Consider the following 25,873-nt stretch of genomic DNA (forward strand, 5'->3'; position numbering starts at 1 on the left):
TGCGCCGGAAGTGGGGCGAATTATAGGCTCCCAGAATCTGCGGTCAAGCGTTAATTACGCTTTTGTTGCAGAAGGTGCTTTTTTCGCAATAAGCCGTGGGATTCGGCGCATCACCGGCGGTACACGCAACACCAGCAGCAGCGCAGCTATAGATAGATGCATAGATAGCCCACTCCTGTGATCAGCCCGCACGATCCAAAATATATGCAGCAGCCCACCCCAGCAATGCGCGCCCGGCGCACAGACTTAGCTCCCCTCAGACTGAATCCGCGCAGACCTGATAAGTCCCGCTATCAATCGCCTGACGCAAGGGCGGGCGCATAACCGCCGGGTGGAATGGATATTGGAGCGGTGAGCAGCGGGGTTGTTTTTAGCGCGCAGGAACAGTGATCATCGCCCTCCCCCCTGAAAGAACGGTTGGCGATGCTGAACATGGACGATCTGCTGGCCAGCCCTGACGAGCGCACCCTCAAACGCCAGTACGCCAAGCTGCTCAAGGTAACGCGGCCGGACGATGATCCCGTCGCCTTCCAGCGTCTGCGGGAAGCGTACGAGCGGGCGTTGCAGCGACTGCGTGCCGGCGACAGCCTCGTCGCCCACGCCCTCCCCCCTGCTGCGTATGAACAAGCGATGGCGCTGCTGGCCGAATTCGATGACTGGAAAGTCGACGAATGCTGGGCCCGCGCCGTGGCACAAGGGTGTGCCGCCGACTTTGAACAACTGCTGTTCCAGCGTTGCGTCAACGCACCCGACCGGCATCTACCGCTGTTGACCTGGGGCGTTGAGAAACGCCAATGGCTCACGCCATGGCAGCAAATAAACAGCGGCGGTTTTCCCCATCAACGACTGGTCCACGCACTCAAGGGCGCGCTGTACGACGACCTTGAAAAATACCTGGCAGACGCCCAGCCTCAGGCGTTCTTCGAACGACTGGAGCGGGCCTGCCGCCAGGGCTGGCTGGTTGACCTGACCCATCACCAGGCGTTACAGGTGCAGGTGTTGCACCTGTTCACGGTGCAAGAAAGCTGGTCGCCGACTCTTTTCCAACAGGTCTGCCAGCTGTTCGCCTGGGACGCTGGCGCTGCGGTGCCTATCGATCAATCCCGGTGGCAGGCCCTGGTCCGGCGCAGCGAGCAACACGTCTGGCTGAACGCGTTGCGAGATCAGGCGCAACAACCGGGTGCGGCGGCGTTGTTTTTGATGTGTGCAAAACCCGCGCAGCAAGCGCAATTGGCCGCCACGTTCGGAGAAGCCGACTGGCAGGCCTGCGAGCAACTGTCCGCAGCGTTTTCCACACGGTTCCCCGACCTGCTGGGCTTGTTCCCCAATCACAACCCGTGGTTCTGGCAGGCCCTCGTCGGCTATCGCCCCACCCGCCACGGCCTGAAACGAGCCACCGCCGTCCTTGCAACCTGCCTGGCGTTGGGTAGTCTCTCCAGCCGATTCGCACTCGGCCCGACCTTATTGATGCTGCCACTATACCTACTGGGCGGCTGGTTGATGGCCCGCGTCGGCCAGTGGCTGCTGACCTACTGGACCGTCATGGCCGAGAGCCTGCAAGACCTCGACCAACGCGTCAGCCGCTGGTGTGTGCGCCGCAAATGGATCCCCGACCGCCGCTATCGGGTGATCCGCAACGGCGGCCCATTAGTAGCGCTGGGTTTTGTCGTGTGGCAATGGCTTGGGTGGTTGGGGCTTGCTACCTACGCAGTGACCGGTTTGATCGGCGTGCTCCAGCCGGCACGCTGGGCACCTGCCGAGTATGAGTACCGCTGGCGGCGACCGTTGCAGGCGATCTATCGGATTGCCGGGCTGAGTGCGCTCCAATGGCTGTTTTGCGCAGTAATGGTCGCGGTGATTGCGTATATACAGTTGGAATTGCCCGGCACCGCGCTTACCCGAGGGGCATGGCGTTAACATGCCCGTTACCTGATTTTTTGCGTTGATATCCACGATCAAGGAAGACACCCCATGACCAATACGCTCTCCCAAGACTTCACCCAAATCCCCACAGGCATGCAGCCCTTTCCGGCGATTGAAGACGTGTTCGTCGCCGATCAACTGGAACTGGCCAAGCATCTGCATCCGCTCTTCAGCCTTGACCTGAGCCAGGTGAATCCCGAATGGTCGGGCGTCGTGCACATGCTGAGCCCGTTGGAGCCCTATGAGAGTCTTGTCGGCGAGCTGACCGAATGGGACGGCTTTCACGGTGACCTGCTGAAAACCAACTGGATCGGCTTTCAGCTTGAGCAGGGGCGATACCGCCTATGCGGCGACCCGCGCTACTTCTTTCTCCATGCAGGCAACGCGCAACTGGCCGACCCTCACCCCGGAGCGCGGGCGGACCTGGAGCGTCACTGTGCTGAGCAACACCGCGCATTTGCCCGCACGGTCGAGCGGTTCAACACCCACGGGGTACTGGCGCGCGAAGACAGCGAGCCGCTGGATGCGGTGGAGTTTGTCACCCAACTGGGCGGCGAAGTCGACGGCTTGGCTAACTGGGTGGAGTCGGTGGAGTTTCCGATGCAGATCATTGAACTGGATCCCGACCGTGGCGATTCGAACGTGTATCCCTTGAGCCCGGCCGGCAACCGGTTTTTCCACGTCGCCAGCGTGCCGGGCTGGCATTACCGCACCGCGGGGGCCGACTTGATCGTGATGTTCTACGAGCCGATTGAAGGCCTGGTGTTATTTACCTTCGACTACAGCTGAGCAAAGTGATGACTCAACGGACCAAAAAGCTTCTCGGTTGGGCCTTTCTAACCTGCCTGGCAGTGCTGTTGGCTTACGCGCTCGTACATAAACCGCAATTCCCGTCGCAAATAGTCCTCAAGCAAGCGTTCATACCCGGGCAGTGGGTGTACATCGTGCAAGGCGCGAGGAACGCAGGGGAGCCCAAAAGTCTGCGGTTCTACGCAGACGATTACGAAAGCAGCGACGAGGTGATGAAGGTGCGCCTGGGCAAGAAGCCACCGTTCCTGGTTTCGGACACCGACTTGCAGAATGTAGTGATCGAACGGGTCGCCAATGGCCTGCACATCAAACTCGATGGTGCAGTCGAGATGTACCGAAGCAACCTCTACCTGGCCGATGGCGACACGTACACCACGTTCCGCGTCAATCTGGAACAACGCGACACGCGGCCGCCCTTGCCGAGCGGCCGGTAGGTTTATTTCAACAGGGCGATCAGCGCACAGACCACGGTGATCACCAGCGCCGGCCACTGCATCGGCATGAAAAAGAAGTGATGGCGCACCCCATCAGCGTGCGGATGCCGATTGAGCACGAAGCCCAGCACCACGTTGATCGCCGAGCCAACACCCGCGCCTATCAGGAACTGCATCAGCGAGACATTGCCTGGCTTGACGCTGGGATCAGGCCACAATCCCATCAACAACAGCACCATGGCCACCGGAGTGAACAGCGTGAGCCATCCTGCGCCGCGATAAATCATCGTTTGATACTCCTGGGCTTAGGCCAACTCACGGGCTTGTTCTTCAACCGCAAACACCACATCCAGGGTGTTGAGGAACAGGTCATGGCTGAGGATGCCGGTGGCGATGGTCGACAGCACGGGCTTGCCGCTGTCGTCCTTGATCACCACGTTCTCGGTCCAGGCGTTGAGGTCGACGGTGCGCAACGATGCCATCGGCACTTTGCGGCCCTGGTACTCAAGGAAGGCGGCGCTGACCAGAATTGGCGTCGTGGTGATCTTGAGGAAGTTGCCGCTGACCCGCTTGCCCCAGACCTGCGCAGTGCTGATGCAATTGAACGTTACCGCCCCGCCCGCCTCCAGCGTCGCCGCCACCGCCGGCAGGCGTGCGCGTACGTGCAGTTCACGCACCAGTTGCTGGAAATCGTGAAAGCCCTTGAGGGTCTCGATCACCCGGTGAAACGGTTCCGAAGCATTGCGGCGATAGGCAACGTTGGTAACCATACCGGTCAACACGGTTTGGCCGGAGCCGAACAGATACAGGTCCTCGATATCGGCAAATGCCGTGTATTCACGCTCATCGTTCACGAAGCGCTCGATGCCATGCTCGTACACGTCATAACGGGGCGCACGCAGCTTTTTGTGCCAGGCGTAGACCGCAAACATGCTCAGGCCGATCACCGCCAGCAAGGCGCTGGTGGCATAAAACACCATAAGCGGGTCGCTGAAATTCAAGGTCATGCCGCGTGACGTCTGGAGAGTGACGGGGCCATTGTTGCCCTGCGGCAGGATGGTGCTCAGGTACAGCACAAACCCGGCCATCGCCAGCATCACAGAACCAAAGATCAAACTGACCACAAGAAAGGCTTTGCCATGACGGAAGCTGGCGATCAGCTCACCAGTATTGGAAGGCGATTGAAAAGGGGATGAGGGCATGGGGGCTTGCGTCCTTGTAAGTAGATAAAGCGGGCTGCTTGGGTGCGCTTGGCACGGCGAGTTGGAACATGGCCAATTAGTATCGTTCCTTGTGCAGAGGCCTTAATGTGATGCACGCCGCAAAGTGGGCTAGGTCTTTTTTTTCACACACAGAACAGTGATCATCCCCCTCCCCCCGTATGTTGAGGAACAAAGACCATGGAATTGACGCTGGAAGCTGTGGCGCTTTTTGCACTCAAGTTGGTGCATGAGGTGGACGGTGGCAGCCCGGTTTTGCGGGATGATCCGGTGATGGTTGGCTATGACAGGGAGGTGTTTGGGCTGTTGGTGCGGCAGGGGGATTTGGCTGAAATCTTGGTGAAGATTGATGAGTGTGCGGGCCAGGCTTTGATGGCGGTGGACGGTGCCGACACAGTACTGGGACGTGAACTGCAACGGCTGGCGGCGGCTGTGCAAAATGCCCATCAACTGGATCAACTGCCCGAGCCGTTAACCACCCTCAAGGATTATCTGAAAGACATCCAGTGAGGCGACCTACCGCCGCCCTTCCACCGCCATGCGCACCGCCAACCCCATCAGCACTGAGCCCATCAGCCAGCGCTGCACCACTTGCCAGCCGGGCCGGGTGACGAAAAACACCGCGATGGAGCCCGCCAGGGTGGCAATCACCGCGTTGACACCCACGCTGATAAAAATCTGCGTAAAGCCCAACACCAGTGATTGTGTCAGCACACTGCCATGGCCGTTCGGGTCGATGAACTGGGGCAGCAACGACAAATACATCACCGCCACCTTGGGGTTCAGCAGGTTGGTCACAAGCCCCATTGTGAACAGCTTGCGTGGGCTGTCCTTGGGTAAATCGCGCACCTGAAACGGTGAACGCCCGCCCGGCTTGATCGCTTGCCACGCCATATAGGCCAGGTACAACGCCCCACCAAACCGCAGCGCGTCGTAGGCAAACGGCACCGCCATGACCAACGCGGTAATTCCCAACGCCGCACAAAGCATATAAACCAAAAAACCCAACGCCACGCCGCCCAGGGAAATCAATCCAGCTGTACGGCCCTGACAAATCGAGCGGGATATGAGGTAAATCATGTTCGGTCCGGGCGTCAGCACCATGCCGAGGGAGATCAGCGCATAGGCAAGCCAGCTGGATAGTTCAGGCATGGTGCGGCTCCGGTTGTTGAAACATCTGGGCAAGGTTGTAAGGTTGGTCGCCATGGTAGGGCGTTCAAAATGCCCGCGTTAGATACAGATCCACGAGCAAATCGGCATACACCCACGAGGCAGGCCCATGATCGACTTCAACAACAAAGGTTTCTTCAAGCTCAAACAAAACAACGAATACGCCGAACGCGTAGCCGCCCTGCTGCTGGACGGCGAGGAAGTGGTCGACGCCTACAAAGCCATGCGCGACGGCGTAGTGTTTACCACCAAGCGCATCATCGCCGTGAACGTGCAGGGGATTACCGGGAGCAAGAAGGACTTCACGTCGCTGCCGTATAAAAATATCGTGGCGTACTCGGTGGAAACGTCCGGCACGTTTGATCTGGATTCGGAGTTGGAGATTTACTTTTCTTCGCTGGGGAAGGTGAAGTTTGAATTTACGGGGAAGACGTCGATTGTTGAGATTTCGCGGTTGATTTCCAAGCACCTGCTGACCTGATCAGTAGGTAAAAATCAAAATATTCGAAACGATAACGCCCTTCTGGCCCTGTCTCCTTTTCCCACACCCATCATCGAACAAATCCGATTTAGTCCGCTCATACCCCCTCTCAGGCTCACGTCCCCACACAAGGAAGTGAGCCTGTCATGTCAGAGCGCGCATACCCTCTCACCGAAGAACAACAACTCAAACAGCGAATCCTGACACCGCAACCGGCACGGCCTTTTTCGCCACCGCTCCATCTACTCGACCGTCCTCCCGCGCCAGCCCCCTCCCCCACCAAGCCTCCCGGCTGCGTATTCACCAAACCCTGCCAACTGCCCGACGGCATCACCCACTACGCCGATCCCGGCGGTTTCGTACCGCTGGAGTGGGTCAAGGAATACGGACATTTCAGCCTGCTGGGCGGGCGTGAAGTGGACGCTCGGGGAACGGTCTCGCTGCGCAAGATCAGCGGAAGCGCATTGCCCGTTGGCTTGGGGCAGTTGGCGTTGCGTGCAGCGGTGTTGGAGTCGGCAGCGACTGCTGTCGGCTCTGTAGCCGGGGCGTTGTTGATGGGGTTAGTGGCGTTGGCCTGGCCATCCGCGCTGGGTGATAGTGCGCTGTACAGCGATGAGCAATTGCGCTCGATGCAACGGGCTCGCTCACAGATGCGTTTGCATGTTGAGCAGTTGAAGGACGGCACGCTCAAGGGCTATGGGTTTTACACCGGCAACAATGCCGACTGTCAGATGATCGATGTGGTGCAGTTGCAAAGCCGTGGCGATCAGTTTGTGGCGGATTTGGGCCAAGGTGTGGAGCTGATCTGGACGCCTGCGGTTGATCCGGGGGACGCCCTGGGAATCCCAGCGTTGGAGGCTGCACCGCAGGCGCCGGTAATTTGGATTTACCCGCCAAACCAGAAGGCTGCGCAGATTTTGGTGAACCCGGTTTATCCGCCGGAATATCGGGATTTTATTCTGGTGTTCCCGGTGGAGTGGGGGGGGCGGCCGTTGTATGTGGTGGTCAGTGTTCGGGCTGGGGATCATACTTATCACCCCAAACCAAAACTCCTAGCTGCATTTCCGAAAGCCAAGTGGGCTCGCTCGAAAACTCCAATGACGGGGGTGGCCAACGCCCAAGATGGAAAGATCCCGACGGGACGATCTATGAATGGGACGCTCAACATGGCGCTGTGGAAAAGTCCTCCAAGCGCGGAATTCATCTCGGCGAGTTCGATCATTTGACCGGTAACCAACGTAAGCCAGCCAAGCCTGAAAGGACGGTAGAACCATGAACCACTCAGTTATGGGCGTTTTGCCTAACGAGGACTTTGCGTCCTTTGAACAGGCGCTACCTCTGTCCACTCAAGACCTGATGGCCATTATGGGGTGGGAGAAACTGGAGGAATGCGTATTTGACTATCTATTGACGGAAGAACAAGTACTCAAGATAGAAAAAGCGATTGCTCTAAAGCTGCCCACTCGCTTTGACTTATTCCTTACCTCACACGACTAAGTGAGCCAAGGGGCATTCAAACTCCATTCGCCGACTAAAGGCTGACGAGGATCTCCCTGGTGAGCGGGCTTTTTTTGTGGTGAGCGGGCTTGCCCCGCGCTGGGGCGCGAAGCGGCCCTGAAACCAAGCCCTGCGGTTCCTATGGAAAATCTCGGTGGCCAGCGCGGGGCACGCACGCTCACTACACATGCCCTTTCAGCTCAGGCAGTTGAAGGGCTGCTGTTCTGGATTTCTTCGTTAAAGACCAACCGCGCACACAACCCACCACGCTCCAGGTTGTGCAACGCCAGCCGGCTGCCGATCTTGCCGACGATCATCTCGACAATCGCCAGCCCCAACCCGGCGCCATTGGCATTGTCACGGCTATAAAACCGCTCAAACAAACGCCCGATTTCCGCTTCATCAATCCCCGGCCCCTGGTCCTGCACGCTCAGGCAAAAAGCACCAATCACCACCTTCACCTCGCTGCCCGGCGGGGAAAAGTTGAGAGCGTTGGTCACCAGATTTTGCAGGGCGATGGCCAGTGCCACGGGCTCGGTTTCAACCCAGCATTCTTCGTCACCCTCCAGCACCAGCTCCACACCTTTCTCCATGGCCAGCGGGGTAAGTTCTGCCAATTCTTCGCGTACTAACTCTGTCAATTGCACACGGCTGCGCACAGGGTTGTTCAACTGCGGCTCGATGCGCGCCATGGTCAGTAACTGGCTTCCGATGCGGGTAGCGCGGTCGACACCGCTTACCAGAAATTCCAATGCCTCGCGTCGTTGCTCTACTGTCTCCGCGCTTTGGGCGTTTTGCGCATGGATACGCAGGATCGCCAGGGGGGTGCGCAGTTCGTGGGCGGCGTCGGCGATGAACCGGCGTTCGCGTTCCAACAACTCGTCCACCTGCACCAACAGCCGGTTGAGCGCGGTTTGCATGGGTTCCAGGTCGGAGGGCAGCGGTTTGAGGTGCAGCGGTTGCAAGGTGTCGGAATTGCGTCCACGAATCGACAGTGCCATGGCGCGCAGGGGTTTGAGACCCCAACCGATTAACAGCCAGATCAACACCGTCAGCAGCGGCACGCCGATGAGGGTCGGCCAGAGGGTGTGACGCATGATGCGTTGGATCACGTCTTGGCGGATGTCGTCGCGCTCGCCCACCCAAATCAACAGGCCCTGTTGCGGGTCGGCGAGGAGGAAGGCGCACCAGTCGTTGCCGTTGTCCATGATGTCGTGGGAACCAAGGGTCGCGGGCGGTGCTGCCAGCACCGGCGCTTCGGCTGAGCGTACAAGTAGCTGGCCGTCGCTGCGCCACACCTGGAAGGTCAGGCGAGTTTCATAGGGATGAGCCACGCCCTCTTCGCCCACGCGGCTCATGGCCTGATCAAACGCCTGGTACAAGCGGTCCCAATCCGCCTCGCCGGGGTCGCGCTGGCGCAGTACGCCTTGCAGCAGGCGCGCGCTTTGGGCGAGTTGGGCGTCGTAGACTTCTTCGATTTCGTGGTGACTGTCGCGCAGCACCAGCCAACTGATCAGGGCATCGCCGAGCAGGATCAACACCAGCACCGGCACGAGGATGCGCGCGCGCACGGAGGTCATGGCTTGAGTACCAGCACATAGCCAACGCCGCGCACGGTGCGTATGAGCTCGGTGGATAACTTTTTACGCAGGTTGTGGATCAACACTTCCAAGGTGTTGCTTTCGACGCGGTCCTGCCAGCCATACAACGCGCGAGACAAGCGCTCGCGGGTCACCACTTTGCCGGGGCGTACCATCAGTTGGTGCAGCAGTTGGTATTCCATGGGGGTGACGATGATGTCCTCATCCAGGTAACGCACCTGCTGGGTGGCGGGGTCGAGGTTGACGCCGGCGTGCTCGAGCATCGGTTGCGCACGGCCCTGGCTGCGGCGCAACAGCGCGCGCACGCGTGCCTTGAGCTCCTCGACGTCGAAGGGTTTGACCAAGTAGTCGTCGGCGCCAGCGTCCAATCCGGCGATACGCTCGGCGGTGCCGTCGCGGGCGGTGAGGATCAGCACCGGAAGATCATGTTGCTCGGCGCGCAGTTGCTGCAACAGGTCGAGGCCGTCGAGGCGGGGCAGGCCGAGGTCCAGCAGCAGTAGATCGAAGCTCTCCGTGCGCAACGCATGCAGCGCCGCAACGCCATCCTGCAGCCAATCCAAGGTGTAGCCCTCGGCACCCAAGGCCACACGAATCCCTTGGCCGAGGGCACGGTCATCTTCGACAAGGAGTAGGCGCATAGCAAAATCTCTGTAGGAATCGGCGGCATCATGCCGGGTTATGGCCGGGGCTATTTCAGCAAAGATGTTACGGCTCGTTGCCAACTAAGGTTGCCCTAAGGTTGGTTTTGCACTGTGAAATCTCCCACATTTGCTGAGAGCTTTTCCATGCGCAAAATTCTCCTGCTGTCCCTGATCCTCGCCAGCCCCCTGGCCTTCGCCGGCCCGCAATGCACCACCGCCGAGCGCTCGCAATGGCAAGACGAAAAAGCCTTCCAGGACAAGCTCAAGGCCGAGGGCTACACCATCAGCAAGTTCAAGGTCACTGATGGCAACTGCTATGAGATCTACGGGTTCGACAAGGACAAGCGCAAGGTCGAGATCTACCACGACCCGGTCACCGGCAAGGCCGTGAAGACTGAGATCAAAGGCTGATGCCAGGCGAATCCCTACGCCTGTGGGACCCGCTGGTGAGGCTGTTCCATGCCTCCATCGCCGGGGTCTTCGTCGCCAATTACTTCTTCAACGAAGCCGGCGACGACTGGCATGTCTGGCTGGGTTATTACGCCATGGCCTGGCTGCTGGTGCGAACAGTGTGGGGATTTGTCGGACCGCGCAGCGCGCGGTGGGCAGACTTTTGGCCTACGCCAAAAAGGCTGAATGCCCACGTGCGCTCGTTGCTCAAGGGTAAGCCGCAACACCGCTTGGGGCATTCGCCGATTGGCGCGCTGGTGATGCTGTTGATGTTGCTGGCGTTACTCACCGTCGGCGTGAGTGGCTTTTTGATGCAGGAAGTCGATGCCCTCTGGGGCGCCGATTGGCCGCTGCAAATCCACGAGACCGCCGCCAATGCGCTGCTTGGCTTGGTTTGCCTGCATGTACTGGCTGCCGTGTTTGAAAGTATCCAGGTGCGGGACAACCTGCCGTTATCCATGCTCACCGGTCGCAGGCAGCGCCTGCCGGATGAACGTGCGCAGTAATCCTTTTACCCACAGGTTCCCTATGCGCTCCGCCTTATTGATATGCAGCCTGCTGGCAGTGTTTTTCGCTGCCTGGCAAAGCCATCCGCCCCATGTGCTGGCGCCGTTTGCCCAGACCAGCCCGAACACCGCAAAAGTGGCGGCGCCGGCGCAGTACAGCAGCCGGTTCGTATCCACCCAGCTCACCGACTTTGTGCACTCCTCATCCGTGACCGCCCTGCCCGGCGGCGACTTGATGGCGGTGTGGTTCGCCGGCTCACGCGAAGGTGCCGCTGATGTGCAGGTGCGCACCGCGCGCTTTGATGCACGTACCGGCGAATGGGGCGCCGAACAGGTGCTGGCCACGCGGGAAAGCACCCGCGACGGAACCCAGCGTTATATCCGCAAGCTCGGCAACCCGGTAATTGCCCTGGCGCCGGATAAACGCCTGTGGATGTTTTATGTGTCGGTGTCAGTGGGCGGCTGGGCCACCAGTGCGATCAACGTGATGGTGTCGGATGACCTGGGGGGCAGTTGGACGGCCCCTCGGCAACTGGTGACCTCGCCGTTCTTCAATATCAGCACCCTGGTTCGCGCCGCGCCGGTGTTCCACGCCGACGGCTCCATCGGCCTGCCGGTGTACCACGAGTTCATGGGCAAGTTTGCCGAGTACCTGTACTTGAGCGCCGACGGAGCGGTGATCGACAAATTCCGTATCAGCCGCGGCAAGAATTCCCTGCAACCGACCATCGTGCCCCTGGACGGCCAACGCGCCGTGGCGATGTTGCGCTATGCCGGCGACACCCATCACCGCGTGCTGGCCAGCCGCACTGAAGACGCCGGGCAAACCTGGAGCCAGCCGTACCCACTGGAACCGGCCAACCCTAACTCGTCGCTGGCGGCGGTGGGCACGGTGGACGATGGGTTGCTGGTGGCGCTCAATGACCTGCAGGACGGCCGCTTCAAGCTCAGCCTCTATGGCACCGACGCCCAGCTCAGCCAGTGGCGCACTGTGGTGCAACTGGACGAATCACCGGACCCGCTCGGCCAACCGTTCGCCCCCGAAGCTTATAAAGAGATCATCGGCGAAGGCTTTCGCGCCTCCAGCGGCGCGCAGCGTTTACCGCTGGAGCAACGTTTTCTCAGCAGCCTCGACTACCGCGTGTGCAAACCCCGTGGCTGCGATTTCGAGTACGAGTACCCGTACTTCAGCCGCAGCCCGGACGGTATGTACCACCTGGTGTACTCATGGAATAACACGTTTATCAAACATGTCAGCTTCAACGAAGCCTGGCTGGCGGAGCGTCTGTGATGGTGTTGCTGTGGCAGGCGCATTTGAGTTTTGTGCTGTTGGGGTTTGTGCTGTTAAGCACGTTTCGATTTACCGCCCGATGGCGACCGTGGTTGCTGCCAGTCCTGGTGGTGGTGAGCGTTATCCCGATCAATGAGCTGCCATTGGCGGCCTATGTCCGCAGTTTTACCGATGATTTGGCGATCAGCACGCTGGTGTTGTTGGGGTGGGTTGCGCTCAGCCGTCTGGGCGTGGTGCAGCCGCTGGCTCGACCGCATCAGGTGCAGATGTTGCTGCTGTTTGGCCTGCTGAGCCTGGTGCTATACCCGGCCACGTTAGGCCTGACCTATTTCGACCCGTACCGCTTGGGCTTCAACCCTCGACCGATGATTGTGCTGGTCGCGGTGGCGGCGCTGTTGATGCTGTGGCTGCGCAATGCGCTGGCGGTGTGGATGTTGGTGATCGGCACGCTGGCGTTCGCATTGCGGCTCAAGGCCTCAGAGAACTATTGGGATTATCTGGTTGATCCGCTCTTGGCAGGCTACTGCGTCGTCGCTGGATTAATGCAACTCAAACTGTACTGCTTTAAAGAATGGAAAATTTGATGAGTGCGTTGCAATCACGTCGCCTGCGCTACGGCATGGGCGCGATTGGGTTGGTGTTTGTGCTGCTGGCTGCGTTGCGACTGGTGTTTGTGCTGGGTTTTTCCGGCCTTGATGTGACAACCCCGGCGCTGCTGGAAACCCTCGGCATCGGCCTGCGTTTCGATCTGCGCCTGGCGGTGTTGCTGCTGCTGCCGCTGGCCGTGCTGGCATGGCTGCCGCGCTGGAACCTCACCACGCTGCCAGTCCTGCGCTGGCTGGCCCGTGCCTACCTGGTGGTCGCACTGGCGATGATCGGCCTGGTGTACATCATCGACTTCGGCCATTACGCCTACCTCGGCGTACGCATCAATGCGACGGTGCTGCGCTACCTGCAAGACGCACAGATTTCACAACAGATGGTGTGGGAAACCTATCCAGTGCTGTGGATAACCGCCTGCTGGCTGGCGGCAGTGGGGTTGTGGGTATGGGCGTTGATCTGCCTGGAGCGCCTGACCCTGGACCGTGCGCCAACCCCCATTAATCGATGGGCGGTGACGTCAGTCTCAGTGGTTGGCGTGGTCGCCGTGCTGCTCGCCCTGCTGGGGCGCGTGGCCAACCTCAACCTGGAAAACCCGGTGCCGCTGCGCTGGAGCGATGCGTTCTTTTCCGGCAACAGCCAGGTGGCCGCCGTGGGCCTCAACCCGGTGCTGTTTTTGTACGACACCCTCAAGGTCGGCCAATCGCAGTTCGATGAAGCCCAGGTGCGTAAGCATTACCCGCAAGTCGCCCAGTACTTGGGGGTGGATCAACCGGACGCCCAGCAACTGAATTTCACCCGCCAACAGGGTGTGCAGCCCTATCGCCTGGCCGGCGAGCGCCCGCTGAACGTGATCTTCGTGATGCTCGAATCCCTTGGCACGAGCGCCGTCGGGGCCTACGGCAACCCGCTCAATCCCACGCCGAACCTGGATAAACTGGCCAGCCAAAGCTGGTTCTTCAAGCACTTCTACGTACCGGTCACCGGCACCGCCAAGACTGTCTGGGCCAGCATCACCGGCGTGCCCGACGTCACCCGCCAGGAGACTGCCACGCGCAATCCGCTGATCACCCGGCAACACACGCTGATCAACGCATTCGAGGGCTATCAGAAGTTCTACATGATCGGCGGCAACGCCGGCTGGGCGAACATAAACGCGCTGATCCGCCAGAGCATCGACGACGTGCAGCTGTTTGAAGAGAGCGACTGGCAATCGCCACGGGTGGATGTGTGGGGTATTTCAGACTTGGACCTGTTCAAGGAAGGTGACGAACTGTTGAGCAGGATGCCCAAGGACCAGCCGTTCTTCGCCTACCTGCAAACCTCCGGCAACCATCGACCTTTCACGATTCCCAAAGACAACGACGGTTTCCAGGTGGCGAACGTGACCCTGGAGCAAGTCCAGGCAGCCGGTTCGCGCAGTGTCGAGCAATACAACGCGGTGCGCCTGCTCGACTACAACATCGGCCGCTTGATGGAAATCGCCAAGGCCGGTGGTTACTACGACAACAGCATTTTTGTGTTCTTCGGCGACCACAACACGCGCATCAGCCAGATCCCGCACATGGCGCCAGCCTTTGAACAACTGGGGCTGGAAAGCAACAACGTGCCGTTGTTGATCCACGCGCCGGGCCTGGCACCTAGGGTGATCGAACAGGCGGTGGGCCTGGCGGATTTGTTGCCGACCGTTGCGGGCATGGCAGGCGTGCCGTTCACCAATGGCGCCATGGGCCGGGATATCCAACAGCCTGCTCCGGAAGGGGAACGCGTGGTGCCGCTGGTGTTGCGTGAGGGAACGTTCCCAATCATCGGCGGCGTGACCCAACACTTCCTGTTGCAAATGCAACACGACGGCAGCTCACCGACCCTGCATGACCTGGCCTCAAAGACACCGCGAGAGGATGTGGCAACGCAACATCCCGCAGAGTTTCAGCGTTTGCAGGCGCTGACCCGTGGGCTGCATGAGAGCGCGCGGTTGATGCTGTTCAGAAATGTACGGGAGTGATTATTTGGGTTGGAAGGTTTCGAGGTAGGCCAGGATGTTGTCGATTTTCTCCTGATCACTGATGCCCCAAAAGATCATCCGCGTACCGCTCACCACCTTCTTCGGTGCCTCGATATAGGCGGCGAGCTTGTCCCGCGTCCAGACCACGCCGGAGTTTTTCATCGCGTCAGAATACTGATAGTCGGTGGTGGTGCCGGCAGGCCTGCCGATGATGCCGTTGAGTTCCGGGCCGAACCCACCGCGCGCCCCTTCGCCGACGCTGTGGCAGCCGCCGCAGGTCTTGGTAAAGAGCTTGCCACCCGCCTCGGCGTCGCCGGCCGCGAGGGCTGACTGGGTGTTGAGGATCAGGGCGAGGGTGAGCAGGACGTACTTCATGGGAACTCCACATCGGCGAATGCGGGCGATTATGCCTGTTTGTCAGGAACGCATGCCCATCCAGATCAGCGCTTCGGTCCACGCTCGATCAGGGGAGCATTCAGGATCGACAGCCTTTTGCGTGCATTGCAGAGCACAGGGATCGTGCCGCACCTCCCCGCAAACAAGCAAAATAGACGCTCTGAATAACCACCCATCGTTTTGGACATATCCAATCGAACCTATCCGATGGTCTTCCACTCCACCTTACTGAACCCAGATGGTGGAGTAACGATCATGGCTCAGCCATCGATTTTAGTACTGGAAGACGACGAGATCATTCGCTCGTTAATGGTGGATGTACTTGAGGATTTTGGGGCTCATGTGACGTCATTTCCTTCGGCGGATGAAGGGATGATTTTTCTGGAGCGGGATGATGAACCGGTCGACCTGATTGTCAGTGATGTTCAGATGCCAGGTTTGCTCAACGGCTATGACTTGAGCCGGGTAGTGGCCCATCGTTGGCCAGAGGTAAAGGTAGTGCTGACATCCGGCAACACTAAGATCGCGGCGCAACTGGGTAGCTCTGTGCGGTTTCTACCGAAACCGTGGAGCACCGAACACCTGATTGAGTGTGTGCAAACGGCACTGACCCAGCAAAGCCCGCACCTGCATTGATAGCATCGCAACATCACTGAAGCCGAACTTTGGGACAAACACTGCGGTCATTAATGAGCAAGGAGAGACTTTTCTGATCCGCTGGTCAGGCTTTTCGTCTTGTGCGTACAGCCAATGGCCATGAGGTGTGTAGAATCACTGCCCAATTCTATGCGTCATTTATGGCCGGCAGGCCCACAGTTCGAGCTTATTGAATGCATTCACAGGCCCCTGACGGTGGTGTGCCCTCGTTGTTGGAAGCGTTGCGCACAGGCACGGCCCTGCTGCATGTAGCGCTGGAAAAGCGCCTGCCGTTTTTCAGCGAATACCTGGATACCGACTGGTTTCGACGCTTGCTCCAGGCGTATTACGGGTTTTATGGGCCAATGGAAGCCGCGCTGTACGATTGTGAGTTGATCCCTGATGGCTATGACACAGAGCTGCGTGTGAAAACGCCCACTCTGTTGAGCGATCTTCTCGCCCTTGGCCTGAATGACATGGCTATCAACGACCTGCCCCGCTGCACCCAACTGCCGCTCCTCGATACCCCTGCTGCCTGCCTGGGCGCCTTGTATGTGCTCGAAGGCGCTACGCTGGGCGGCCAGGTACTGCGCCGGGAAATGGCTCAGCGCCTGGATCTGGACGCCGATAACGGCGGTGCGTTTCTCAATGTGTATGGCCCCGAGACTGGTCGGCGCTGGAAAGACTTTCTCGACTATCTGGGCCACCAGCCGCTGGACGCACCAGCCAAACAACACGCGGTAGACGCGGCCCGTTCGACATTCCGCTGCTTTGAGCAATGGCTCGACAGCCAGGAGGTATTGCTATGAAACCCGATGATTTTGAAGAGCTGCTTGCCAACTGTGCGGACGAGCCTATTCGCATTCCGGGGGCCATCCAGCCCCATGGTGTGTTGCTGACGCTGTCTGACCCCGGCTTGCAGATCATCCAAGTCAGCGCCAACGTCGCCAGCCTGTTCAATCATGCACCGGAGACGCTGCTGGACCAGCCGCTGCACCGGTTGCTGGGCGCAGAGCACGCTAAGGCTGTGCAACACATGGTCGAACACAACAACTTTATCGACGCGCCGCCGCTGCACGTTACTTTCAACGGCGCCAAGTTCGATGGCCTGCTGCATCGCCATCAGGGCGTCCTGATACTGGAATTCGAACCCTTGCTGGAGAATTTCCAGCCGCGGGCAATGAATCGTCGCACCAGTGATTTGGGCAAGATGCTGCAACGTTTGCAGGCGGCGAAAACCCTGCAAGCGCTGTACGAAATCAGCGTGCATGAAATCCAAGCCATGACCGGCTACGACCGCGTGCTGATCTACCGCTTCGAAGAGGAAGGCCACGGCCAAGTGATCGCCGAAGCGTCCGCGCCGTCCATGGAACTGTTCAACGGGCTGTTCTTCCCCGCGTCCGATATTCCCGAGCAGGCCCGCGAGCTGTATCGCACCAACTGGTTGCGCATCATTCCCAACGCGGCCTACGAGCCTGTGCCACTGCTGCCCAAACTGCGCCCGGACAACGGTGAGCCGCTGGACCTTAGCTTCGCCACCCTGCGCAGTGTGTCGCCGATTCACTGTCAGTACATGCAGAACATGGGTGTGCTGTCGTCCATGAGCATCTCGCTGATGAAGGGCGACAAACTCTGGGGCCTGATCAGCTGCGGCAACCGTGAACCGCTGCTGGTGCCCAACGAGTTGCGCACCGCCTGCCAGACCATCGGCCAGGTGTTGTCATTGCAGATCAGCGCCATGGAAGCCTTGGACCTGAGCCGCCAGCGCGAGGAAAAAGTCGAGGCCCTGGCGTTGCTGGATCAGGCGATGAAAGCCTCGGCGGACAACGTGTTCGATGGCCTGGCCCTGCAAGGCCAAGTGCTGATGGACCTGACCCTGTCCGGCGGTGTGGCGATCATCGAAGACAAGCAACTGCACCGCTACGGCAACTGCCCGGAACCGGCGCAGATCCGCGCGTTGCACAAGTGGCTTCAAGAGAGCGGCGATACGGTGTTTTCAAGCCATAACCTGGCCTCCGTCTACCCGCCGGCCGCTGAGTTTCAGCAGATGGCCAGCGGTGTCCTGGCCATGAGCCTGCCTAAACCGGTGGATAACGGTGTGCTGTGGTTCCGCCCGGAAGTGAAGGAGAACATCAACTGGAGCGGCGACCCGAACAAGCCACTGGATCTGGAAAACTCCGACGCTGGCTTGCGCCTTCGCCCACGCACTTCGTTTGAAATCTGGAAAGTGGAAATGGCCGGCATCTCCACCAAGTGGAGCCATGGTGACCTGTTTGCCGCCAATGACCTGCGTCGCTCCGCCCTGGAAAACGACCTGGCACGCCAGGTAGCGCGTGAGCAACAAGCCGTGCGCGCCCGTGATGAACTGGTGGCGGTGGTATCCCACGACTTGCGCAACCCGATGACGGTCATTTCGATGTTGTGCGGCATGATGCAGAAGGCCTTCAGCTCCGATGGCCCACACACGTCGCGGCGGATTTCCACGGCCATCGACACCATGCAGCAAGCCGCCGGGCGTATGAATGTGCTGCTGGAAGACTTGCTCGACACTTCGAAAATCGAGGCCGGGCGCTATGTGGTCAAGCCAGTGGCGCTGGATGTGAGCCAGATGTTCGAAGAGGCTTACTCATTGCTCGCACCGCTGGCGATGGAAAAAGGCATCGACCTGTCGTTCAGCGCCGAGCCTGATCTGGTGATCAACGGCGACCCTGAGCGGATGTTCCAGGTGCTCTCGAACCTGATCGGCAACGCCATCAAGTTCACGCCGCGCCAAGGCACTATCGGCATCAGTGCCATGAGCAATGGTGAGGAGACCGTGTTTTCGGTGCGCGACTCCGGCGAAGGCATTGCGCCGGAGCAATTGCCCCATGTGTTCGACCGCTATTGGACCCAGACCGAAAACAATCCAACGGGCAGTGGCTTGGGGCTCTACATCACCCAGGGCATCGTCCACGCCCACGGCGGCAAGATCATTGCTGAAAGTGAAGTGGGGCGCGGCAGCGAGTTCCGGTTTACGGTGCCGAACGTAATTGAAAACTCACCGACCTAAGCGCCAGCGACTTGTGGCAAGGGGTCTGTGGCAATAGCCAGGCATGGCCTGCTCTAGAGAGCGGCCTCAACCTCGGTCATATCTTGCAGCAGGGCGTTTATAGCTCGACGCCCCTCGTCCTCTATAAGTTTGTCGCCACTTCGCTCAACAGGGCGAAGTCACCCTCGACTGATAGAAGGATACTTCCATGCTCGGCCCTATAAATTCTCCCCCTCTGCCTGCTCAATACCCCACTGCACCGCATGACGACGCCCCCCTTCAACGCAATAAGCGCAGCATCGACGGCCCTCAATCGCAGCTCGAACCTCAGGACGCTGACGGTTCGGCGCGCGATGGCCGACACAGGAATACCGGCAGCCTAGACAGCCTGGGCAAGGGCAACTTGCCTTAAACCGTCGTACGAGGGGCAGTGCACTGCCCCTCGTCTTTGTAGGTCGTCGCGTCTTAACAAAACACTGACATCCGTTGCGCTAACCTTTCCGGTTCAACCCTGGCCGGAGCCTTTTACTGCATGCCACATCCCGACACCTTGCCCGCCGTACTCGCCGGCCCTCTGCTGCGGCGCCTGGAACCCCAACGCTTGGTGTTGTGGCTGGTGGGAAGCCGAGCATTAACCCTGACCCTGAGGCTGCAATATGCCGAGCAGCACCTGGATATCCCGCTGGGCCAGGACCAATGCCAAGTCGTGCAGGTGGGTCGCGAGGCGTTTGTCCATCTGATTGATATACGGCTGGAAAAGGCGCTGCCGCAGGATGTGATCATCGACTATGACTTGCTCGTCGACTGCACCGGCATAGCCCAGTGGGCGCCCCACTTGCTGTACGCCAACGCCCAATACCCGAGCTTCGTGCTGCACAGCCGTATCCATCAACTGGTGCACGGCTCGTGCCGCAAACCTCACCACAGTGCCGACGAAGGCCTGCTTTGCGTTGATCGCCTGCTGGCCAATGCGCAGAACCCAACCGAGCGCCCGGCCTTGTTGATGATGAGCGGCGACCAAGTGTATGCCGACGATGTCGCCGGGCCGATGCTGCGCGCGATCCATGGGCTGATTGCGCGCCTGGGCCTGTTCGACGAATACCTGGAAGGCGCCGTGGTAGACGATAGCGCCAGCCTCTACGGGCATCACGCCAGCTACTACAACCGCGCCGATCTGCTCCCGGCGCTGGACAGCAACGAGACCCTGCGTGAACGTTTTTTTGGCGGCGTGAAAAAACCGATTTTCACCAGCAGCACCGCCGACAACCATCTGGTGACCTTCGCCGAAGTCATGGCGATGTACTTGCTGGTGTGGTCGCCTGCGCCTTGGAACCTGATCACCCCACAACCGCCGCAACTGAGCGCCGAGGAGTCATCGCGCTATGCGCGTGAGCAAGTGACGCTGGATACATTCCGTGAGGGTTTGCCGGACGTAGCACGGGTATTTGCCCACCTCTCCACCCTGATGATCTTTGACGACCACGACATCACCGACGACTGGAACCTCAGCGCCCAATGGGAAGAAACCGCCTACGGCCATCCGTTTTCCAAACGCATCATAGGTAACGCGCTGCTCGCCTACCTGCTGTGCCAGGGTTGGGGGAATAACCCGGATGCCTTTGTTGAGCTAGTGGGCCAAACGCAGACACTGGTCACCCACACGCAGGACAATCACTTGGACGCGCTCGCGCAGGACCAGTTGGTGGAGACACTGCTGAAGTTCCAGCAGTGGCATTACGTCCTGCCCACAACGCCGGCCTTGGTGGTGCTCGACACCCGCACCCGGCGCTGGCGCAGCGAATTCACGCTCAAGCACCCATCAGGCCTCCTTGACTGGGAAGCCTTGAGCGAACTGCAACAAGAGCTGCTCGATCATCCCTCGGCCATCATCGTCTCTCCCGCGCCGATTTTTGGCGTCAAGCTGATCGAGACCGTGCAAAAAATCTTCAGTTGGTGCGGCCATCCGTTATTGGTGGACGCCGAGAACTGGATGGCTCATCGCGGCGCAGCTCAGGTCATCCTCAACATCTTCCGCCACTCGCGCACGCCGGGTAACTACGTGATCCTCTCGGGCGACGTGCACTACTCGTTTGTCTATGAAGTGCTGATCCGCCACCGCAACGCCGGCCCCAGAATCTGGCAGATCACCAGCAGCGGCATCAAGAACGAATTCCCACCGCGATTGCTGGAATGGTTCGACCGCCTCAACCGCTGGCTTTATTCGCCGCGATCGCCCCTGAACTGGTTCACTCGCCGCCGCACCATGCAGGTGGTCCCCCATATCCCGGAACATGCCGAAGCCGGTGAACGGTTATGGAATTCGGCCGGAATTGGCCAAGTGTTTTTCAACGAGCGGGGGCAGCCTGAGGCTATTTACCAGCACAACGCGGACGGCAACCCTCGGACGAGGATGGTGGCGCCGCAACAATAGCTAATAGCCATCACCCAAAAGCAGCATACCCACTCTATTCAAAGCGTTTAATCCCTGCTGTACAGTAGCCCCAGCCACGGAGTATCGGCGACAACATTGGCAGGCCTAGGCGCCTGCCCACGCAAGGAATGCGCAGATGGACGATACTTCCGGCAACAACCCGCTGGACCATGATTTTTCCCACCTTAACGCCGACATGTTGCATGCCGTGCTGGAGCTGGTCAGCGACGGCATCTGGGACTGGAACGCCAATACCGGGTTCGTCTACCGCAACCCAGGCTGGTACGAAATGCTGGGCTACCCTCGCCATTCCCTGGAAAACAACGTGTTTACCTGGGAAAACGTTATCCATCCGGACGATTACCCCCGTGTGATGACGGTGTTCGATGACTACGTCCACCAGCGTACCCCTCACTACCAAACCGAATACCGTTGCCGCAAAAAAGATGGCAGCTACCTGTGGATCGAGGATCGCGGCTATGTCATTGCGCGCAATGAGGACGGCTCGGTAGCACGGATGGTGGGCGCCCATCGCGACATCGATCTGCGCAAATCCTCCGTTGAACAGTTGGAGCGACGCAATCAATCCCTTGAGGCACTGGTGGCCGAGCGGACGCGCGAGCTATCGCGGGTCAATCAGCAATTACAACTACAGCTGAACGAGAACCGCTCCCTGGCCGAGCGGGACGCCCTCACTCTCGTCGCCAACCGCTACCGCCTGGAAAAAGTACTGCTGGAAGAGTGCGGCCGCGCACAGCGTTTTCGCCTGCCGTTGGCATTGATCGCGGTGGATATCGATGACTTCAAACCAATCAATGACCGACATGGCCACGGCGTGGGCGACCAAACCCTGGTGCACGTCGTGGAATGCCTGGAGAGGTGCATTCGTCCAGGCGACCTACTGGCTCGGTGGGGAGGTGATGAGTTTATGGTGGTGCTGCCCAAAAGCTCACTGGAAACCGCCAGGGCGCTGGCTGAGAACATCTGCCGAACGATGCGCAAGATCCCGGTGCGCGGTGATCTCACCGTCACCCTGAGCCTGGGCGTGGCCGAGCGGCGCATGGATGAATCCCCCGCCGCCCTGATGGCGCGTGCCGACCAAGCACTGTATCGCGCCAAAGCGGCGGGGAAAGATGGGGTGTCGGAGTAGGTCAAGCCCGTCAACGTACTGGCGGCGGGTACTGGTTGCCGCCTCTGCTCCACAGCGCATTGAGGCCGCGCTTGACGGGTTCAGCGCGTGCCACAAACGACTTTTGGCAATGGCTCCTTCCGATTTGGAATGACCCGGCGACTTTATTTCGTTTGCGACAAGGGCTGGCCTGCGGCTTAGATAAAACGACGCCCGCCACTGCCGAGTCCGAGATTCATGAGCCGCGAAACCATCAGCCAGTCGATTTCCATCGTTCATCCCATCAGCCTCAGCCACGGCAAGAACGCCGAAGTCTGGGACACCACGGGCAAGCGCTATATCGATTTTGTCGGCGGCATCGGCGTGCTTAACCTCGGCCATTGCCATCCCGGTGTGGTGGAGGCTATTCGTGAACAAGCGACGAAGTTGACCCACTCTGCGTTCAACGCCGCGCCGCACACGCCCTACATCGAACTCATGGATCGACTGACAGCGTTTATCCCAGTGAACTACACCGTCAGCGGCATGCTCACCAACAGCGGCGCGGAAGCCGCGGAAAATGCCTTGAAGATCGTCCGCGGCGCCACCGGCCGCACTGCAGTGATCGCCTTTGACGGTGCCTTCCACGGCCGCACCCTGGCCACTCTCAACCTCAATGGCAAAGTGGCGCCCTACAAGCAAAAGGTCGGCGTCCTGCCCGGCCCGGTGTATCACCTGCCCTACCCCAGCGCCGATAACGGCGTGAGCTGCGCTGAGGCACTGAAGGCCATGGATCGACTGTTCAGTGTGGAAATCGATATCAGCGACGTAGCCTGTTTCATCATCGAACCGGTGCAGGGCGAAGCCGGATTCCTCGCCTTGGATATCGCGTTCGCTCAGGCGCTGCGGCGCTTTTGCGATGAACACGACATCCTGTTGATCGCTGACGAAATCCAATCCGGCTTCGGCCGAACCGGCCAGCGTTTTGCCTTCTCGCGCCTGGGGATAGAACCGGACCTGATCCTGCTCGGCAAAAGCATCGCCGGCGGCGTCCCCTTGGGCGCAGTGGTCGGGCGCAAGACGTTGATGGATAACCTGCCCAAAGGTGGGTTGGGCGGTACGTACTCCGGCAACCCCATTGCCTGCGCAGCGGCGCTGGCCACCCTCGATGCAATGACCGATGAGCATTTGCAGGAGTGGGGCTCGCAGCAGGAAGAAGCGATCGTCGGACGTTATGAAGCCTGGCGTTCGCAGCGCCTGTCGCCGTACCTGGGCCGCCTGACCGGCGTCGGCGCCATGCGCGGCATCGAGCTGACCAGCACCGACGGCACGCCAGCGCCTCAGCAACTGACCCAATTGTTGAGCCTGGCGCGAGACGCCGGGTTGCTATTGATGCCCAGCGGCAGGTCGCGGCACATCATTCGCCTGTTGGCGCCACTGACCATTGAGCCTGCGGTGCTGGAAGAAGGACTGGATATTCTTCAAGCGTGCCTCAAGCAATTGGTTTAACGCCCGTATCCGCCGGTCGGCAGCCTTGCGCCGCGATAGGGGCATTGTGCTGCCTTGACCTGATCCCCCTCCCCCCTGAAAATGCGCGACGCTTTTTTGTCTTCCCCGTTTACTGAAGTAGTGAAATTTCAATGTCCGATTCTTACACCGAACACTCCGCCGAAGAATCCGTAGTCGCCTTGCACGCCAAAGCTGAATACGAAAACGCCATCAATCTTTCACAGCACGTGCCAGCCGCCAAGATCATCAGCGAGATGGTGCTGGACGCCTTTCACACCTCCAAGGAAAGCGACCAGATCCGCGAACTGCGCGTCGCCATCCGCCAGGCCCACGACGCCTTCGACGACGACAAGGCCTACGACCTGATGGGCCAGCTCAAGCAGCTCAAGGACGCCGAAGCCGCCGATAACATCGCGCTGGAAGACCTGAGCAGCAAATTCTCCATCAGCCGCATCCTGTCCAGCTTCAAGGACGACCCCGAGTTTCAGGAACTGGTCTACGGCCTGGCCCTCAAGGTGCTGAACCAGTCTCACCAAGCCATCAGCAACCCAAGCGCCGGCAAGGGCAAGGCGGCTCGCCCCAAGAAAGAAGCTGAAGTGTTTGTGATCAGCAAGGACGGCATCAGCGTCACGCTGCCGCTGCGCACGCCACGTTCCAAGTTGAACGTCGACCGCGAGGCGTTCGAGTTCCTGGGCTTCAGCTTTGTGGGTGAAGGCGATGAAGCCGAGCTGCAAGTCGAAAGCTTTGTGGACAACGCCGGCGTCGAGCAGCCGCTGAGCCGCAAGAGCGTGATTACTGCACTGCAACAGCAGACGGCGTTTGCGGGTTACAGCATCGCGCAGCAGTAACCAACACCCTCGGATCAATGTGGGAGTCCTCTCCCACATTTTTTTTGCGCGGTGTCAGCTGGCGCCCTGAATCTGCGCCGCAAACACTTCGCGAAACCGCGCCATCTCCCGCTTATTCCCCACCGTGACCCGCACCCACTGCGGCCAGTTTTCCCACACTCGTCCGATCAGTACGCCGTGGGCGGCCAGTGTGTCGATGACCTGCTCTGCCGGGCGCTTCACGTCAATCATTAAGCAGTTGGCCTGGGATGCCGTGCAAGTGAAGCCACGGCCCTTAAGCCAGGTGATGGTTTCTTCGCGCAGTTGCGCGTTGAGCGCCTTGCGTTGGGGCAGCACCTTCACATCTTCCAGGCTGGCGAGGCCGCCGAGCAAGGACGAACCGGCCGGGACGTTGTCGCCGCCGAATACCGCCAAGCGCTCCAGCAGCGCCGGGTGGCCGATCGCCAGGCCCAGACGAGCGCCGGCCATGCCGTAGATTTTCGAGAAGGTACGCAGCACCAGCAGATCGTCGTGGTCCTTGACCCAGCTCACCACGCTTGGGGTATCGGCGAAGTCGATGTAGGCCTCATCCACCACCAACACACAGCCTTTGGGTTTGTTCGCCAAAGCCTGGCGGATGGCCTCGGTCGGCGTCACGGTGCCCGTCGGGTTGTTGGGGTTGCACAGGTAGAGCATGCCGGCCTGGGGGTCAGCCGCGAGCATGGCCTGGACGTCGTGGGCATGCTCAGCGTTGAGGTTCACTTCTTTCACCGGCGCCTTGCGTGATTTGGCGGCCTGGCGTGGTACCTCGTAGGACGGCGTCGCCATCACCAGGCCCCGGGTTTCGCTGGTAAACGCCAGCACCGCGTAGCGCAGTGCGGCCATGGAGCCGGAAAACACCGCCACTTGATCTTCGGCAATCCCTTGTTGCTGTGCAAATAACTCGGCCAGGGCGTACATGTGTTTGTACGGATAACGCCCTGCAGTGTCGATGCCGCGCTGCATCGCTTCGCGGGCCGCTGCCGAGGGCCCGTAGGGACTTTCGTTGTAGTTGAGCAGCACTTTGTCAGTCTTGGTTGCCGACGACGCGGCCACCGCCCAATCCAGGCGCCCGAGTAAAGGCAGGGCGGCGCTGAGGGCGAGAAGGGATCGACGACTAACGCTGACCATGGTGACTACTCCTTGTAGGCGGATGATGGATTCGCACTGCTCGTACAAGTGAGTATGACGAGACAATACGCAGCGGATTTAACCGAGCGCCCATGAAAAAGCCCCGTACGACTTTCGACGACGGGGCTTTTTCATGGGC

General features: G+C 59.7%; 25 protein-coding genes and 2 pseudogenes. 19 read left to right on the top strand and 8 right to left on the bottom strand.

Annotated features, from left to right (window positions below; genetic code table 11):
* Positions 1 to 54: 54 nt before the first annotated feature.
* Positions 55 to 216 (bottom strand): annotated as a pseudogene (locus ACEN2T_RS24245) (protein-methionine-sulfoxide reductase heme-binding subunit MsrQ); the annotation flags it as partial.
* 207 nt (positions 217 to 423) lie between these two features.
* On the opposite strand from ACEN2T_RS24245, the gene ACEN2T_RS24250 reads away from it, so the two are divergent.
* Genes ACEN2T_RS24250 through ACEN2T_RS24260 form a run of 3 tightly spaced genes read left to right on the top strand, consistent with a single transcriptional unit; the run spans position 424 to position 3,167 of the window.
* Entirely contained in the window at positions 424 to 1,917 is a 1,494-nt protein-coding gene (locus tag ACEN2T_RS24250; protein ID WP_442117696.1) for a hypothetical protein, read from the top strand.
* Between the two features lie 54 nt (positions 1,918 to 1,971).
* Entirely contained in the window at positions 1,972 to 2,712 is a 741-nt protein-coding gene (locus ACEN2T_RS24255) for a hypothetical protein (protein WP_339484230.1), read from the top strand.
* An 8-nt stretch (positions 2,713 to 2,720) separates the two neighbouring features.
* Positions 2,721 to 3,167 (top strand): hypothetical protein, encoded by a 447-nt coding sequence (locus ACEN2T_RS24260; protein WP_442117697.1) that lies wholly within the window; start codon positions 2,721 to 2,723, stop codon positions 3,165 to 3,167.
* A 2-nt stretch (positions 3,168 to 3,169) separates the two neighbouring features.
* Here ACEN2T_RS24260 and ACEN2T_RS24265 read toward each other — a convergent pair whose 3' ends face one another.
* Positions 3,170 to 3,454: a hypothetical protein gene (locus ACEN2T_RS24265; protein ID WP_032885648.1), complete on the bottom strand. Its 285-nt coding sequence runs from the start codon at positions 3,452 to 3,454 to the stop codon at positions 3,170 to 3,172.
* An 18-nt stretch (positions 3,455 to 3,472) separates the two neighbouring features.
* On the bottom strand, positions 3,473 to 4,369 hold the full coding sequence (locus ACEN2T_RS24270; protein WP_286819965.1) for a hypothetical protein: 897 nt from the start codon (positions 4,367 to 4,369) through the stop codon (positions 3,473 to 3,475).
* A gap of 198 nt (positions 4,370 to 4,567) precedes the next feature.
* Here ACEN2T_RS24270 and ACEN2T_RS24275 point away from each other — a divergent pair, with 198 nt between their 5' ends.
* On the top strand, positions 4,568 to 4,897 hold the full coding sequence (locus tag ACEN2T_RS24275) for a hypothetical protein (RefSeq protein ID WP_442117698.1): 330 nt from the start codon (positions 4,568 to 4,570) through the stop codon (positions 4,895 to 4,897).
* Positions 4,898 to 4,903: 6 nt separating this feature from the next.
* Here the strand turns inward: ACEN2T_RS24275 and ACEN2T_RS24280 are convergent, their stop codons facing one another.
* Complete coding sequence (locus ACEN2T_RS24280; RefSeq protein WP_099602186.1) at positions 4,904 to 5,539, bottom strand: LysE family translocator; 636 nt, start codon at positions 5,537 to 5,539, stop codon at positions 4,904 to 4,906.
* Positions 5,540 to 5,666: 127 nt separating this feature from the next.
* Between ACEN2T_RS24280 and ACEN2T_RS24285 the strand changes: the two genes are divergently transcribed.
* The 3 genes and pseudogenes from ACEN2T_RS24285 to ACEN2T_RS24295 all read left to right on the top strand — a co-directional run bounded on the left by ACEN2T_RS24285 (position 5,667) and on the right by ACEN2T_RS24295 (position 7,535).
* Positions 5,667 to 6,038, top strand: a complete 372-nt coding sequence (locus tag ACEN2T_RS24285; RefSeq protein WP_032885644.1) for a PH domain-containing protein — start codon at positions 5,667 to 5,669, stop codon at positions 6,036 to 6,038.
* 146 nt (positions 6,039 to 6,184) lie between these two features.
* Positions 6,185 to 7,314, top strand: a pseudogene (locus ACEN2T_RS24290) (colicin E3/pyocin S6 family cytotoxin).
* On the top strand, positions 7,311 to 7,535 hold the full coding sequence (locus ACEN2T_RS24295; RefSeq protein WP_442117699.1) for a pyocin S6 family toxin immunity protein: 225 nt from the start codon (positions 7,311 to 7,313) through the stop codon (positions 7,533 to 7,535). The pseudogene ACEN2T_RS24290 and the gene ACEN2T_RS24295 overlap by 4 nt, the downstream one beginning before the upstream one ends.
* 200 nt (positions 7,536 to 7,735) lie before the next feature.
* On the opposite strand, the gene ACEN2T_RS24300 is transcribed toward ACEN2T_RS24295, so the two are convergent.
* Together ACEN2T_RS24300 and ACEN2T_RS24305 are read right to left on the bottom strand one after the other, a co-directional pair.
* On the bottom strand, positions 7,736 to 9,115 hold the full coding sequence (locus tag ACEN2T_RS24300) for a sensor histidine kinase (protein ID WP_095186396.1): 1,380 nt from the start codon (positions 9,113 to 9,115) through the stop codon (positions 7,736 to 7,738).
* Complete coding sequence (locus tag ACEN2T_RS24305) at positions 9,112 to 9,774, bottom strand: response regulator (RefSeq protein WP_032885641.1); 663 nt, start codon at positions 9,772 to 9,774, stop codon at positions 9,112 to 9,114. The genes ACEN2T_RS24300 and ACEN2T_RS24305 overlap by 4 nt, the downstream gene beginning before the upstream one ends.
* 147 nt (positions 9,775 to 9,921) lie before the next feature.
* Here ACEN2T_RS24305 and ACEN2T_RS24310 point away from each other — a divergent pair, with 147 nt between their 5' ends.
* The 5 genes from ACEN2T_RS24310 to ACEN2T_RS24330 are packed head-to-tail and all read left to right on the top strand — an operon-like array spanning position 9,922 to position 14,629.
* On the top strand, positions 9,922 to 10,188 hold the full coding sequence (locus ACEN2T_RS24310) for a PepSY domain-containing protein (RefSeq protein ID WP_032885640.1): 267 nt from the start codon (positions 9,922 to 9,924) through the stop codon (positions 10,186 to 10,188).
* Positions 10,188 to 10,733 carry a cytochrome b/b6 domain-containing protein gene (locus ACEN2T_RS24315; protein WP_442117700.1) on the top strand — a complete coding sequence of 182 codons (546 nt, stop codon included), beginning with the start codon at positions 10,188 to 10,190 and terminating at the stop codon, positions 10,731 to 10,733. Before ACEN2T_RS24310 ends, ACEN2T_RS24315 begins: the two co-directional genes overlap by 1 nt.
* A gap of 22 nt (positions 10,734 to 10,755) precedes the next feature.
* Positions 10,756 to 12,024, top strand: a complete 1,269-nt coding sequence (locus ACEN2T_RS24320; protein WP_122680689.1) for a sialidase family protein — start codon at positions 10,756 to 10,758, stop codon at positions 12,022 to 12,024.
* On the top strand, positions 12,024 to 12,608 hold the full coding sequence (locus ACEN2T_RS24325) for a hypothetical protein (RefSeq protein ID WP_122680690.1): 585 nt from the start codon (positions 12,024 to 12,026) through the stop codon (positions 12,606 to 12,608). Before ACEN2T_RS24320 ends, ACEN2T_RS24325 begins: the two co-directional genes overlap by 1 nt.
* Positions 12,608 to 14,629 carry an LTA synthase family protein gene (locus ACEN2T_RS24330; RefSeq protein WP_442117701.1) on the top strand — a complete coding sequence of 674 codons (2,022 nt, stop codon included), beginning with the start codon at positions 12,608 to 12,610 and terminating at the stop codon, positions 14,627 to 14,629. The genes ACEN2T_RS24325 and ACEN2T_RS24330 overlap by 1 nt, the downstream gene beginning before the upstream one ends.
* On the opposite strand, the gene ACEN2T_RS24335 is transcribed toward ACEN2T_RS24330, so the two are convergent.
* Positions 14,630 to 15,004: a c-type cytochrome gene (locus tag ACEN2T_RS24335; protein WP_032885636.1), complete on the bottom strand. Its 375-nt coding sequence runs from the start codon at positions 15,002 to 15,004 to the stop codon at positions 14,630 to 14,632.
* 276 nt (positions 15,005 to 15,280) lie between these two features.
* Between ACEN2T_RS24335 and ACEN2T_RS24340 the strand changes: the two genes are divergently transcribed.
* The 7 genes from ACEN2T_RS24340 to ACEN2T_RS24370 all read left to right on the top strand — a co-directional run bounded on the left by ACEN2T_RS24340 (position 15,281) and on the right by ACEN2T_RS24370 (position 24,585).
* Positions 15,281 to 15,661, top strand: coding sequence for a response regulator (locus tag ACEN2T_RS24340; RefSeq protein WP_181640484.1), 381 nt, complete (start codon positions 15,281 to 15,283; stop codon positions 15,659 to 15,661).
* A 194-nt stretch (positions 15,662 to 15,855) separates the two neighbouring features.
* A complete protein-coding gene (locus tag ACEN2T_RS24345; protein ID WP_122680693.1) occupies positions 15,856 to 16,470 on the top strand; it encodes a biliverdin-producing heme oxygenase in 615 nt (204 codons plus the stop codon).
* Positions 16,467 to 18,710, top strand: a complete 2,244-nt coding sequence (locus tag ACEN2T_RS24350) for an ATP-binding protein (protein WP_442117702.1) — start codon at positions 16,467 to 16,469, stop codon at positions 18,708 to 18,710. The genes ACEN2T_RS24345 and ACEN2T_RS24350 overlap by 4 nt, the downstream gene beginning before the upstream one ends.
* Positions 18,711 to 19,221: 511 nt before the next feature.
* Positions 19,222 to 21,120 (top strand): alkaline phosphatase family protein, encoded by a 1,899-nt coding sequence (locus tag ACEN2T_RS24355; RefSeq protein WP_442117703.1) that lies wholly within the window; start codon positions 19,222 to 19,224, stop codon positions 21,118 to 21,120.
* A 136-nt stretch (positions 21,121 to 21,256) separates the two neighbouring features.
* A complete protein-coding gene (locus ACEN2T_RS24360; RefSeq protein ID WP_032885630.1) occupies positions 21,257 to 22,270 on the top strand; it encodes a diguanylate cyclase domain-containing protein in 1,014 nt (337 codons plus the stop codon).
* Positions 22,271 to 22,486: 216 nt separating this feature from the next.
* Positions 22,487 to 23,737 carry a 2-aminoadipate transaminase gene (locus ACEN2T_RS24365; RefSeq protein ID WP_442117704.1) on the top strand — a complete coding sequence of 417 codons (1,251 nt, stop codon included), beginning with the start codon at positions 22,487 to 22,489 and terminating at the stop codon, positions 23,735 to 23,737.
* A gap of 131 nt (positions 23,738 to 23,868) precedes the next feature.
* Positions 23,869 to 24,585: a hypothetical protein gene (locus ACEN2T_RS24370; protein ID WP_095186385.1), complete on the top strand. Its 717-nt coding sequence runs from the start codon at positions 23,869 to 23,871 to the stop codon at positions 24,583 to 24,585.
* A 54-nt stretch (positions 24,586 to 24,639) separates the two neighbouring features.
* Here ACEN2T_RS24370 and ptaA read toward each other — a convergent pair whose 3' ends face one another.
* The gene (ptaA, locus tag ACEN2T_RS24375; protein WP_442117705.1) at positions 24,640 to 25,734 is read right to left on the bottom strand and encodes a pyoverdine biosynthesis transaminase PtaA; all 1,095 of its coding nucleotides are present in this window, start codon (positions 25,732 to 25,734) and stop codon (positions 24,640 to 24,642) included.
* Positions 25,735 to 25,873: the final 139 nt, after the last annotated feature.

This window comes from Pseudomonas sp. W22_MBD1_FP4, from assembly GCF_052113765.1.
GTDB classification, from domain to species: domain Bacteria; phylum Pseudomonadota; class Gammaproteobacteria; order Pseudomonadales; family Pseudomonadaceae; genus Aquipseudomonas; species Aquipseudomonas sivasensis.